Annotated in this window: 13 protein-coding genes; 4 read left to right on the forward strand and 9 right to left on the reverse strand. The window is 62.5% G+C overall.

The window, feature by feature from the left end:
• Positions 1-20: 20 nt before the first annotated feature.
• From DJ564_RS04080 to cbiE, 9 genes are all read right to left on the reverse strand, one after another.
• Positions 21-2,150, reverse strand: a complete 2,130-nt coding sequence (locus DJ564_RS04080) for a TonB-dependent copper receptor (protein WP_371922024.1) — start codon at positions 2,148-2,150, stop codon at positions 21-23.
• A gap of 212 nt (positions 2,151-2,362) precedes the next feature.
• Positions 2,363-2,812, reverse strand: a complete 450-nt coding sequence (locus DJ564_RS04085) for a DUF2946 domain-containing protein (protein WP_109627763.1) — start codon at positions 2,810-2,812, stop codon at positions 2,363-2,365.
• A 20-nt stretch (positions 2,813-2,832) separates the two neighbouring features.
• Positions 2,833-3,312 (reverse strand): copper chaperone PCu(A)C, encoded by a 480-nt coding sequence (locus DJ564_RS04090; protein WP_109627764.1) that lies wholly within the window; start codon positions 3,310-3,312, stop codon positions 2,833-2,835.
• Between the two features lie 48 nt (positions 3,313-3,360).
• Entirely contained in the window at positions 3,361-3,759 is a 399-nt protein-coding gene (locus DJ564_RS04095) for a DUF2946 domain-containing protein (protein WP_109627765.1), read from the reverse strand.
• Positions 3,760-3,857: 98 nt separating this feature from the next.
• Positions 3,858-4,148, reverse strand: a complete 291-nt coding sequence (locus DJ564_RS04100) for an addiction module antidote protein (protein WP_109627766.1) — start codon at positions 4,146-4,148, stop codon at positions 3,858-3,860.
• A complete protein-coding gene (locus DJ564_RS04105; RefSeq protein WP_109627767.1) occupies positions 4,145-4,453 on the reverse strand; it encodes a type II toxin-antitoxin system RelE/ParE family toxin in 309 nt (102 codons plus the stop codon). Before DJ564_RS04105 ends, DJ564_RS04100 begins: the two co-directional genes overlap by 4 nt.
• 191 nt (positions 4,454-4,644) lie before the next feature.
• Positions 4,645-5,373, reverse strand: a complete 729-nt coding sequence (locus DJ564_RS04110; protein ID WP_109627768.1) for a cobalt-precorrin-6A reductase — start codon at positions 5,371-5,373, stop codon at positions 4,645-4,647.
• Positions 5,370-6,467 carry a cobalt-precorrin-5B (C(1))-methyltransferase gene (locus DJ564_RS04115; RefSeq protein WP_109627769.1) on the reverse strand — a complete coding sequence of 366 codons (1,098 nt, stop codon included), beginning with the start codon at positions 6,465-6,467 and terminating at the stop codon, positions 5,370-5,372. The genes DJ564_RS04110 and DJ564_RS04115 overlap by 4 nt, the downstream gene beginning before the upstream one ends.
• Complete coding sequence (cbiE, locus tag DJ564_RS04120; RefSeq protein WP_109627770.1) at positions 6,460-7,671, reverse strand: precorrin-6y C5,15-methyltransferase (decarboxylating) subunit CbiE; 1,212 nt, start codon at positions 7,669-7,671, stop codon at positions 6,460-6,462. Before cbiE ends, DJ564_RS04115 begins: the two co-directional genes overlap by 8 nt.
• 143 nt (positions 7,672-7,814) lie before the next feature.
• Here cbiE and cobG point away from each other — a divergent pair, with 143 nt between their 5' ends.
• From cobG to cobJ, 4 genes are read left to right on the forward strand one after another with little or no spacing between them, the layout of a single operon-like run.
• Entirely contained in the window at positions 7,815-9,122 is a 1,308-nt protein-coding gene (gene cobG, locus DJ564_RS04125; RefSeq protein ID WP_109627771.1) for a precorrin-3B synthase, read from the forward strand.
• Entirely contained in the window at positions 9,115-9,741 is a 627-nt protein-coding gene (locus DJ564_RS04130) for a precorrin-8X methylmutase (protein ID WP_109627772.1), read from the forward strand. Before cobG ends, DJ564_RS04130 begins: the two co-directional genes overlap by 8 nt.
• The gene (locus tag DJ564_RS04135; RefSeq protein WP_109627773.1) at positions 9,741-10,472 is read left to right on the forward strand and encodes a precorrin-2 C(20)-methyltransferase; all 732 of its coding nucleotides are present in this window, start codon (positions 9,741-9,743) and stop codon (positions 10,470-10,472) included. The genes DJ564_RS04130 and DJ564_RS04135 overlap by 1 nt, the downstream gene beginning before the upstream one ends.
• Entirely contained in the window at positions 10,472-12,175 is a 1,704-nt protein-coding gene (cobJ, locus tag DJ564_RS04140) for a precorrin-3B C(17)-methyltransferase (protein WP_109627774.1), read from the forward strand. Before DJ564_RS04135 ends, cobJ begins: the two co-directional genes overlap by 1 nt.
• Positions 12,176-12,524 lie beyond the last annotated feature (349 nt).

Here is a 12,524-nt window from a genome sequence, read left to right on the forward strand (position 1 = left end):
CGGGCTTGCCCGCGATGCTCTTAGAAGCTCATGTCCACCTTGGTCCAGAGCGTTCGCCCCGGTTCTTTAATGGCCTGCGGGTCGTTGGCCGGGTAGCCAAAACCGGCGTTGCCGGCCAGGTTCAGATGCTCGGCGTACGCCTTGCCGAACAGGTTGTCGACGCCACTGCTGACCTTCCAGTTTTTGTTGATGCGATAGGCGCCATTGAGCGAGAACACGCCAAAACCGGAGGTCTTGTCGAAGTCCTTGCCCACCACGTTGCCCTTGTTCTGGTCGATGCGGTTTTGCGCCGCGACCACGCGCCACAAGGCCCCGGCGCTCCAGTTGTCTTCGCTGTAGGTCAGGCCGAAACGCGCATCCAGCGGCGGCATTTGCGGCAAGGCGTTGCCATCGCTGCTGTTCTTGCCCCAGGCGTAAGCCAGGGTCGCGTCGGCTTTCCAGTTGGAGGTCAACTGATAGGCCGCGCCGAGTTCGCCGCCCATGATTCGCGCGTCGATGTTCTGAGCTTGGGACGTGGTGCCCATCATCGTCGGGGTGTAGTTGAACAGGATGTAATCGCGCACCTGGCCGACGTAACCCGAGGCCCAGGCTTCGAGGTCTTCGGTCTTGTATTGCAGGCCGAAATCGAGCTGGGTGGTTTTTTCAGGCTTGATCGAATCGAAGGCATTCACCGACCCGGCGGGGCCGGACTTGGGAGAAAACAATTCCCAGTAATCCGGGAAACGCTGGGTATGACCGAGGCCGGCATACAGCGTGGTCGGGCTGTCGGCGAGGTCATGCTCGTAGCGCACGAAACCGCTTGGCAAGGTGTCAGCGCGGGTGTCGTCGGCGGTCGGGTTGGGGCGGGTCATCATCCCGGAACCGGTGGTCTGCCGATAATCCTTGGCCGAGGCGCGGTCCAGGCGCGCACCGGTAATCAGCCGGTCACGGTCGGCGGCGTACCAGGTCAGTTCGCTGAACACACCGTAGTTATGGAAATCGGCATCCTTGGTGTACGGCAGGTCCTTGTAGGTATCGATGCCCATGCTGCCGCGTTGGCGATGCTCGTTGGTCTGCGCGTCGAGGCCGCTGATCAATTGCACATCGGCCCAGCGCCAAGTGGCTTTGATCCGCGCGCCGAGGGTGCGACGGTCGACGTTGGAGGCCATCGGGCCGGCCATCATCCCGGTGCCGGACGGTGTGCGCAGGGTGTAGTTGTCCATCACGTGGTCGGCGTAGTTGTAGTAGATCTGCGCTTCAACCTTGTCCAGCACCTCGCCGATGTTGGACTTCTCGAACCGCAAGCCCAGGCTTTCACGCTTGAACTGTGAACCGTCCATGCCGCGCCCGGCGTAACGCGCCTCGCCATCGCCCTTGCCGGCGGTCAGCTCCAGCAAGGTGTCGGCGTCCGGCGTCCAGCCGAGCGCCACGTCACCGTTCCATTTGTCGTAGCGCGAGGGCACGGTGTCGTTGTTGCCATCCCGGTAGTCGTCGGAATGTGCGGTGTTGCCGATCACGCGCACGTAACCCAGCGGTCCGCCGGCAGCGGCGTCCACCACTTTGTCAAAGCGGCCGTTGGAGCCGGCCAATACGCTGGCGTTCACGCGCGTACCGAGTTCGCCGAAGCTTTCCGGCTCTCGTTCGAAAAGGATCGTCCCGGCCGATGCGCCCGGTCCCCAGAGCACGGTTTGCGGGCCTTTGATGACCGTGAGTTTGTCGTAGGTTTCCGGTGAAATATAGGAGGTGGGCGCGTCCATCCGACCGGGGCAGGCACCGAGCAATTGGCCGCCATTGGTGAGAATGTTCAGCCGCGAGCCGAACATGCCACGCAGCACCGGATCACCGTTGGTGCCGCCGTTGCGTACGAGGGCGAAGCCGGGGATGGTTTTCAGGTAGTCGCCACCGTCGCTGGCCGGCACCGGTTGGCGCGGGTCCTTGGGGTTGGTGACGATGGTCAGCGGCGAACTTGGCGCGATGGCGGTGATCACCGTCGGGCTCAGTTCTTCACTGTGGCCCGCGTGTTCGTCGGCCAGCACCATGGGTGCCAGCAATGCGCCGCAAAGGATGGCGGTGGCGCGCCTGAAACGAATACTCGATTCGTTCTGGGCAAAAGAAGCTTGGGCAGGGCTCAAGCATGTGTCAGCAGCAAACCTGGACATGACAATTTCCATCGAACAGTCGTAAACGACACGGCCGGCAACCAACGCAATCCCTTGTGGGAGCGAACTTGTGTGGCGAGCGAGCTTGCTCGCGCTGGGCTGCGTAGCGGCCCCTTTTGTGAGTGCTGCGCACTCAAGCGGGAGCAAGCTCCCTCGCCACACTAGTCCACCGCCACAGGTTGTTATGGTTGTCTTCGAAACCGTGTGAAATCAGAGGTGGGTGTTTACGCGACGACAGGCGGGGCGCGGGTGCGGGCGCCGGGGAAAAAGGTTTGCCGGGCATGGCCCAGGCGCGGGGAGGGAGGGGTGAAGGTGGTGGCTGTTGGTGTATCGAACGCGACGAAGGTCTGGCCACCGGTCAGCGCCGGGCAATTGAACAGCAGACTGCAATAGCCGCATTTTTCCCAGAGCGCGTGGTGCGAGGCTTTGGGCGGGCAGTGTTCGGCGGTGGGTTGCGCGCCGTGGCCGGCGTGCTTCATGGCCGACATGTCCATGCTCATGTCCATCGACATGCTCATCGACATCGACGAGGCGCGTTGATCCATCGGCATCGACTGAGAAATCAGCGGGCCGATAAAGATCATCAGCATGGCGAACAGGCTGATCCATCTGCCGCGCGTCAGGCCAGACGACTGACGACGGTGTGCGGATGACCTGGCGCTAAGCGGGCGCATGGCGTGTCCTGCTCAGGCGATTACTGGGCGTGGACGTGCATCTGCATGTCTTCCGGCGGCTTCTTCTGCACCGAGACGTCGACCGTCACATCCCCGGCCTTTTCGAAGTGCATCGTCAGCGGGAAGCGTTTGCCGTCGCTCAGCAGGCTACGGTCTTTCAGGTTCACCAGCATCACGTGATAGGCCATCGGTGCAAAGGTGACGTTGCCACCGGCAGGAATCTCGACACTCGGCACTTGCTGCATTTTCATCAGATCGGCTTGCATGACGTGCTCATGCAATTGCGCTTCACCGGCAATCGGCGAGTCGACGCTGAGCAGGCGGTCGGCCGTTTTGCCTGGGTTCTGAATGACAAAATAGGCCGCTACGGTTGGCGCGTTGGGCGGCAACTCTTGCGACCAAGGGTGAGCGATCTCCAGTTCGCCAGCCTTGTATTCGTGGGCATTGGCAAAGCAGGCAGGCAGCAGCAACGCAGCCAGAACGATGAGTTTGTTCAACATGGCAGTTCTCCAGAGCGATTCAAGACGCAGGTCAATTGCGAGAAAGAATCACACCAGAGGGGACGCTCGGGGGTTGAGGCTCGGCCATTGCTGGCGCGGGGTGGGTGTATCGAGAGAGGTGGCAGGCACGCTTCGATTGGCCTCGAAACGGGCGAAATACAGCTGCGGCACATGCCCGGGCAACGCCACCAGCGGAGCGGAACCTGAGCAGCACCAGCAATGCTGCATGTTGGAATGATCGTCGCTCTGCGGAGCTTTCTGCTCGAGGTCGCCCAGGGAAATCGCCACCATCTTGGTGCCGCTGGACGTGCAGAAACTGCCCCACAACAATTGCTCGGCGGGTGACTTCGCCGATTGCGCCATGGCTCCAGTCATCGGCATGGCGAGCATGTTGAACAGCACTGCGAAGCAGGCGATCCAGGCAATTGCGAGCCGTTGTCGGGACATGGGACAAAATCCGTTGGGTGGGCGATCAGGCGCGGCTATTTAGCCTGATCAGGGCCGATAAGTAAAAAAGCGGCGTGCGGTGTGGTGTCGCAGTGCGATCAGAGAGCCGTGGCATGCAAGCGCAGGCCCAAGGCTTTCATAACCTTCATGATAGTCGCGAATTCCGGATTGCCAGTGCTTCCCAATGCTTTGTACAAACTTTCACGACCCAGGCCTGCGTCACGGGCAACCTGGGTCATACCCTGTGCGCGGGCAATGTCGTTGAGTGCGGCACGTATGAGCACTCCATCGCCTGCATCTTCGTCAAAGCATGCATCCAGATAAGCGGCCATTTCCTCAGGTGTTTTGAGAAATTCGGCAGCGTCGAAACGGGTGAATTGTTCGGTCATGATGACTCCCCATTACCGATGTTTTGCGCTAGTTGAATGGCGCGTTTGATATCTCGTTTTTGTGTCGACTTGTCACCGCCCATCAGCAGCAGATAAACCACTTCACCTCGTCGGGTGAAATAGATCCTGTAACCGGGACCGTAATGCACGCGCATTTCATAAACAGTGCCGCCTACGGGTTCGCAATCTCCGAAATTCTCATGTTCGGCTGCTCGAAGCTTCGCGATGATCCGAGCTTTGCCAATGACGTCTCTCAGTGAATCAAGCCAATCACCAAATGCTCGGGATCGTTCAAAGTCGATCATGTTCGATCGTATTCCTTGGGATACAGGTTGGCAAGCCGCACTTTCCTCGGGCCGAATTTGATCGTCCCTAAGATGTTGGGTTGGTGTGCTTGTTAGAATTTGAGAACCCGGACTATAGGATTGAAGCCATAGCGTGAATAGCCAGCTCCGTCCGAGAGTGTTGCCGGCAGATTCGCAGGGTTAGGCAGAAATCAGGATTCGTCTGACACCGACAGGGCTTTCAGCACTTCACCCACCGACCCAAACTCCCGATCCACCCCCGGCAACACCGGCCGCCGCAACACAATCACCGGCACCCCGCGTTCCCGCGCCACTTCCAGCTTCGGCTCGGTCGCGGTGCTGCCGCTGTTCTTGCTGATTAGCACATCAATCTGTCGCCGCTCAAACAACGCCCGTTCATCCTCGATCAGGAACGGCCCGCGCGCGCCGATGACTTCGCAGCGGTCGTTGCCGGGGTAAACGTCCAGTGCGCGCAAGGTCCAGAATTGCTCCGGCGGGATTTCATGCAGGTGTTGCAAGGGCTCGCGGCCGAGGGTGAACAGCGGTCGGTGGAAGGGTTGGAGGGCGGCGATCAGTTCGGCCCAATCGCTGACGTCCCGCCAGTCATCGCCGGCCTGTGGTTGCCAGGCCGGGCGCCGCAATGCCCAGCATGCGATGCCGGTCAGCTTCGCGGCGGTGGCGGCGTTGTGGCTGATTTGTGCGGCGTAGGGATGGGTCGCGTCCAGCAGCAAGTCGATGCCTTCATCGCGAATGAACTGCGCCAGGCCTTCGGCGCCGCCGTAACCGCCAACGCGCACCTGGCAGGTCAGGTCCGTCGGCACGCGACCGACGCCGGCCAAGCTGTAGATGTGTTCCGGCCCGAGGGTGCGGGCGATGGCCAAGGCTTCGGTCACGCCGCCCAGCAGCAAAATTCGCTTCATTGGAAAGCTCCTGCATGGCCGACAATCCCGCCCTGGCGATCGATGGCAAACACTTCGACTTGAACCTGCGTTGGCACCACGCTGCGGGCGAAGTCCAGCGCGTGCTGACACACCGCATCACCAAGGGCGATGCCCGCCGCGCTGGCCATCGCCAGGGCTTGCTGGCTGGTATTGGCTTCGCGAATGCCTTGCTGTAACACTTCGTCGGCACCTATCGCGGCGGCCCATTCGGCCAGTTGCGGCAGGTCGATGCTGGAGTGCCGACTGTGCAAATCCATGTGCCCGGCCGCCAGTTTGCTGATCTTGCCGAAGCCGCCGCACAGGCTGAGTTTTTCTACCGGCACTTTGCGCAAGTGTTTAAGGACCGCGCCGACGAAGTCGCCCATTTCGATCAGGGCGATTTCCGGCAGGTCGTAGACGCGGCGCATGGTGTCTTCGCTGGCGTTGCCGGTGCACGCGGCGATGTGCAGGTAACCGTTGGTTTTGGCGACGTCGATGCCTTGGTGGATCGAGGCAATGTAGGCCGCGCAGGAAAATGGCCGGACGATGCCGCTGGTGCCGAGGATCGACAGCCCGCCGAGAATGCCCAGGCGCGGGTTCATGGTTTTCAGCGCCAGTGCTTCGCCGTCCTCTACGTTGACCGTGACCTCAAAGCCGCCGCCGTAGCCGAGCTCTGTGGCCAGCAACGTCAGGTGCTCGCTGATCATTTTGCGCGGCACCGGGTTGATCGCCGGCTCGCCAACACCCAACACCAGCCCCGGCCGGGTCACCGTGCCGACGCCGCGACCGGCGTTGAAACGGATGCCCGGCGCGGCACTCAATCGCACCTGGGAATACAACAAAGCGCCATGGGTCACGTCCGGGTCATCCCCGGCATCCTTGATCGTCCCGGCTTCGGCGCCGTCGTCGATCAGTCGGCAGAACTCCAGGCGCATCTGCACCTGCTTGCCCTTGGGCAATACGATTTCGACGGCGTCCGCAGTCATCCCGCTCAACAACAAACGCGCCGCCGCGAGACTGGTCGCGGTGGCACAACTGCCGGTGGTCAGGCCGCTGCGCAGTGGGGCGGGTTGTTCGGCGGTTTCGTCACGCATCGAGAGGCTTCGTCACGTCCAGCAAGGTGATTGGCAACGCCTGGCGCCAGGTGTCGAACTCCCCGAGTGGCTGGGCCTGGGCGACGTGAATGCGGGTCAGCTCACCGCCGTGGCGCTCGCGCCAGGCCATCAGGGTCACTTCGCTTTGCAGCGTGACCGCGTTGGCGATCAGTCGGCCGCCGGGTTTGAGTTGCGTCCAACAGGCGTCGAGCACGCCCTTGCGGGTAACGCCGCCACCGATGAATATTGCATCCGGACGTTCAAGCCCGACCAAGGCTTGCGGCGCACTGCCGCGAATCAGCTGTAAACCCGGCACGCCGAGGGCATCGCGATTGTGTTCGATTAACAACTGCCGGCCTTCATCGGCTTCGATCGCCAGCGCGCGGCAACCGGGGTGAGCGCGCATCCATTCGATGCCGATCGAGCCGCTGCCGGCGCCGACATCCCACAGCAGTTCGCCGGGCACTGGGGCGAGGCGCGCAAGGGTGATCGCGCGGACGTCGCGTTTGGTCAGTTGACCGTCGTGCTGGAAGGCCGAGTCTGGCAGGCCGGCCAGTCGCGAGAGACGCGGTGAGTTCGGCTCGGCGATGCACTCGATGGCGATCAGGTTCAGATCGGCGACCGCTGGATTGTTCCAGTCATTGGCCACCCCATCGATGCGCCGTTCGGCGGTTCCGCCCAGATGTTCCAGCACGCTGAGACGGCTCGGACCGAAACCGCGCTCACGCAGCAACTCAGCGATGGCGGCCGGGCTTTGGCAATCGTTGCTCAGCACCAGCAAACGCACGCCGCTGAACAACTGCGCGTTGAGTGCGGCGAGGGGACGGGCGACCACCGAAAGCGTCACCACCTCCTGCAACGGCCAGCCCATTCGCGCCGCTGCGAGCGAGCAGGAAGAGGGCGCGGGCAGGATCAGCATTTCAGCGTTGGGCACTTGCCGGGCCAGGCTGGCACCGACGCCGAAGAACATCGGGTCACCGCTGGCCAGTACGCAGACCGGTTCGCCACGCAGCGTCAGGACCGGTTCAAGGGAAAAAGGGCTGGGCCACAACTGCCGCTCGCCACGGATGCAGGCCGGCAGCAAATCCAGTTGGCGCTGACCGCCAACGATCCGCGAAGCGCGCAGCAGGGAGTGCCGGGCGTTTTTGCCCAGGCCCTTGAAGCCGTCTTCGCCGATTCCCACTACTGTCAGCCAGGGTGACATCTGTAGCCCTCAAAAATAGTCTTCAAACGCGCTGTTCCGACGGGCAGGCTTTTCATGCCGCCTGACAAAGCAGGCATAATACCGCGCCTTCGCCCGCGAAGCGTCTTTCCCCATTGCCGGTCGCCCCCTTGAACGAACGCCCGATGTCCTCAGCCTTACGCCCCTCGGCCTGCCCGGGGTTGCTGCGTATTGTCCAGGCACTGGATGGCGGCATCTGCCGGATCAAATTGACCGGCGGTTCCATCAGCGCGGTTCAGGCGGAAGCGGTGGCCGATGCGGCCGAGCGTTTTGCAGGCGGAGTGATCGAGGCCACCAACCGCGCCAACCTGCAGATTCGCGGGATCGGCAGTGAGCACGACGCGTTGATCGACAGCCTGATGGCCGCCGGGCTCGGCCCGACCAGCGCGGCGGGCGATGATGTGCGCAATCTGATGCTCAGCCCCGGCGCCGGCTTTGATCCGCAGATGCTGATCGATACGCGCCCGCTGGCTGAACAGATCCTCGTCACGCTGCAAAGCGATGAACGCTTTCACGACCTCAGTGCCAAGTTCGCCGTGCAACTGGATGGCGGCGAAAGTCTGGCGATGCTCGAACATCCTCATGATCTTTGGTTGTCCGCCACTGAACGAGACGGTGAGCGAGTGTATGTGTTCGGCCTGGCGGGTTGCCTTGTCGACTCGCCCGTAGGTGCGGTATCGCTGGAGCGGGGGCATACACTGGTGGTCGCAGTGCTCGAGTTGTTCCTTGAACTGGCGCGCCCCGAGCAGACCCGCATGCGGCATCTGCTTGCCGAATGCTCACTCGACGGGTTTGTCGCGCTACTCGCCGAACGTGTGCCGTTAATGCCCATTGAGGGTTGGCAACGCCGGGCCAATCCAGATGTGCTGCACATCGGCGCTCATCCGCAGCGTGGTGCCAATCGTGTGTACATCGGCGCAGTGCCACCGCTGGGCCGCCTCAATCCGGCGATGCTCAGAGGTGCTGCACAACTGGCCCGCGAGCAGGGCGATGGCTCCCTGCGTTTTACGCCCTGGCAAAGCCTGTTAATCCCCGGCGTTCATGCCGACGACGCGGCTCACGTTATCCACAGCCTCGAACATCTCGGCCTGCGCTGCTCAGCCGACGATGCCCTGGCGCATCTCATCGCCTGCACCGGCGCGACCGGTTGCGGCAAAGGCCTCGCCGACACCAAGGGCGATGCCCGGCAACTGGCGGCACTGCTGCAACGTCACGGTCAGACGCTGAATGTGCATTTGTCCGGCTGCCCGCGTTCCTGCGCGGCCGCACACGTTGCGCCAGTGACCTTGCTGGCGGTTTCTTCCGGTCACTACGACCTCTATTTTCGCGATGCAGCGCAGCCGGGTTTCGGCACGCTGCACGCACGCAACCTTACTATTGAAGCGGTCGCGGCCTTGCTCGACGCCCGCTCACGGAGCCCCTTAGATGCTTGATTACATCCGCGACGGTCAGGAGATCTATCGCAACTCCTTCGCGATCATTCGTGCCGAGGCCAACCTTGAGCGCTTCCCGGCCGATCTGGAAAAACTCGCGGTGCGAGTGATACACGCCTGCGGCATGGTCGACGCCATCGACGGTCTGCAGTTTTCCGAAGGCGCGGGCAAGGCCGGGCGCGATGCGCTGGCCGCCGGTGCGCCGATCCTGTGCGACGCGCGAATGGTCAGCGAGGGCGTGACCCGCACGCGCTTGCCGGCCAACAATCAAGTGATTTGCACCCTGCGCGATGAAAGCGTTCCGGAGCTGGCCCGTGAGCTGGGCAACACCCGTTCCGCCGCCGCGCTGGAGCTGTGGCGTCCGCATCTGGAAGGCAGCGTGGTGGTGATTGGCAACGCGCCGACCGCGTTGTTCTATCTGTTGGAAATGCTCGACGCCGGCGCACCGAAACCGGCACTGATCCTCGGCTTCCCGGTCGGCTTCGTCGGCGCCGCCGAATCCAAGGCAGCGCTCGCGGCAGACAGCCGCGGCGTGCCGTTTGTCATCATGCAAGGCCGGCTGGGCGGTAGCGCCATGGCCGCCGCCGCCGTCAACGCCCTCGCCACGGAGATCGAATGATGCAGTCACCTGGACGCTTGATCGGCCTGGGCGTCGGCCCCGGTGATCCGGAGCTGATTACCGTCAAAGCCCTGCGCCTGCTGCGCGAATCGCCGGTGGTGGCGTACTTCGTCGCCAAGGGCAAGAAGGGCAACGCTTTCGGCATCATCGAAGCGCATTTGCAGGAAGCACAAACGCTGCTGCCGCTGGTGTATCCGGTGACCACCGAAGCGCTGCCGGCGCCGCTGTCGTACGAGCAAGTGATCAGCGATTTCTACGATGCGGCCGGTGAAGAACTTGCCGCACACCTCGACGCTGGCCGTGACGTGGCGGTGATCTGCGAAGGCGATCCGTTCTTCTACGGCTCCTACATGTACCTGCACGATCGCCTGGCCGAACGCTACGAAGCCGAAGTGGTGCCGGGCGTGTGCTCGATGCTGGGCGGCGCTTCGGTGCTGGGCGCGCCGTTGGTCTATCGCAATCAGAGTTTGTCGGTGTTGTCCGGCGTTCTGCCGCACGAGGACCTCAAGCGTCGACTGGCCGATGCCGATGCGGCGGTGATCATGAAGCTGGGGCGCAACTTCCCCAAGGTCCGTCAGGTGCTCGAAGAGCTTGGTCTGGCGGAGCGTGCGCTGTACGTCGAGCGCGCGACCATGGCCAATCAGAAAATCGTTCCGCTGGATCAGGTCGAGCCGATGTCCTCGCCGTACTTCTCGCTGATCATCGTTCCCGGTGAAAGGTGGCAAGGCTGATGGCCCGTCCAGTTCCGGCGATTGTCATTCTTGGCAATGGCAGCCTCGCCACTGCACGCAAGATTCAGCAGATTTACCCCGGTGCCTTGATCCATGGCCTGGCCGAACGGGTTGAGGGCGCGGACCGTGTCTATCACGAGTTCGGCGCGACCTTGCGTGAGTTGTATCTGCACGACACACCGATCATTGCCCTGTGCGCTGCCGGGATCGTGATTCGCACCCTGGCGCCATTGCTGCTGGAAAAGGGCGCCGAACCACCGGTGCTGGCCGTCGCCGAAGACGGCAGCGCCGTGGTGCCGCTGCTGGGCGGACTCGGTGGCGTGAACGTCATGGCTCGGGTAATTGCTGCCGGTCTCGAAGTGGGCGCGGCGATCACCACCAGCGGTGAATTACGCTTCGGCACTTGCCTGCTCAATCCACCCAGCGGCTACGCCCTCGGCGATCTGGAACTGGGCAAGCGCTTCGTCTCGGATTTGCTCGCCGGACAAAGCGTGCGCATCGAAGGCGCCGCGCCGTGGCTGGCGCAAGCGCAGTTACCGGAAGACCCACTGGCGTCGTTGTCGATCCATGTCGGCAGTGCCGAGCGCACGCCGGCGGCCAATGAATTGCTGATCTATTCGCGCAACGTGCTGGTGGCGGTGAATGCCGAGGTGACGGATCTGCCGGACGCGATTCGCACGTCGCTGCATCAGGCGAACATCGCCGTGCAGTCGCTGGCGTGTTTGTTGGCCAGCGAACTGCACATGGCCAATCCTGCGTTGCGTGAAGCGGCACTGGAGCTGGGTGTGCCGCTGCGATTTGCCTCGGTCAGCGGCGACGTCAGCGAGTTGGCCCGCCACACTGTGCCGAACGCTGCCGTCGTGTCGGCTGAAACCGGCATTGCCGTCGCGGTGGCCAACCAGCCACTGGAGGTTGCGCAGATCGGTCGTGCGCGTGGTCGCTTGGCCGTGATCGGCCTGGGCCCTGGCGCCGCCGAACTGATGGTGCCGGCGGTCAAGGCCGAACTGGCGCGTGCCAATGACGTGCTGGGTTATGAAACCTACGTGCGCATGGCCGGGCCGTTTCGCGAGGATCAAGTGCTGCATTGCACCGACAATCGCGAGGAAATGCAGCGCGCTCGCCACGCTTTTGAACTGGCAGCCCAAGGACGGTCGGTGGTGGTGGTGTCGTCGGGGGATCCGGGCGTGTTTGCCATGGCTGCGGCGGTGCTTGAAGCATTGCACGAGTCGAGTGAGCCGGGTTGGCACAGCGTTGATCTGGAGATTCTTCCGGGTGTCTCTGCCTCCCTGGCAACGGCGGCTCAGGCCGGTGCGCCACTGGGTCACGACTTCTGCGTGATGTCCCTGTCGGACAATCTCAAGCCATGGTCGATCATCGAGAAACGGCTGGACCTGGCGTCGCAGGCTGACCTGGCGCTGGCGTTCTACAACCCGATTTCGCGGTCGCGTCCCTGGCAATTGGGGCGAGCACTGGAGATCGTCGCGCAGCACCGCACCGCTGAAACGCCGGTGGTGTTGGGGCGCGACATTGGTCGTCCGGGCCAGACGTTGCGTGTCACCACGCTCGGTGAACTGACCCCTGATCAGGTCGACATGCGCACCATGGTGCTGGTCGGCTCTTCCACCACCTGCGTATTCCCTCGCGCGGAGGGTGGCCAGTGGGTGTATACGCCGCGCTGGTACGGCGACAAGCCTGCCGGGTAAGCCATCGCGGCCAGATCTGCTGGCCGCAGTCCCCCCTTCCGGAGCGTAAGATTTTTCACCGCGCATCCGCAGAAAAACGTCCGCATGCCCGCAGTACATTGACCGGACACGCGTGGAAAGTGCTCGCGGACGCATCAGACAATTCGCGATCCGGTTCTTAATGTTCTGAAACAACCCACGCAGGCCGTTTGTTTTGCGGCCGCGCGCGGTTTGTTAATAAGCATTTCCGTCAAATATAAAAGTTACACTTGTTTGGCGAGCTTAAGTGTAATTATTTAATTGGCTGGTTGTTCGATTGAGGTTGTTAATTTTATCGCTTAGTATTTTTTGGGTCTTGTAGCTTAATTAG

The organism is Pseudomonas sp. 31-12 (assembly GCF_003151075.1).
Taxonomy (GTDB): Bacteria; Pseudomonadota; Gammaproteobacteria; order Pseudomonadales; family Pseudomonadaceae; genus Aquipseudomonas.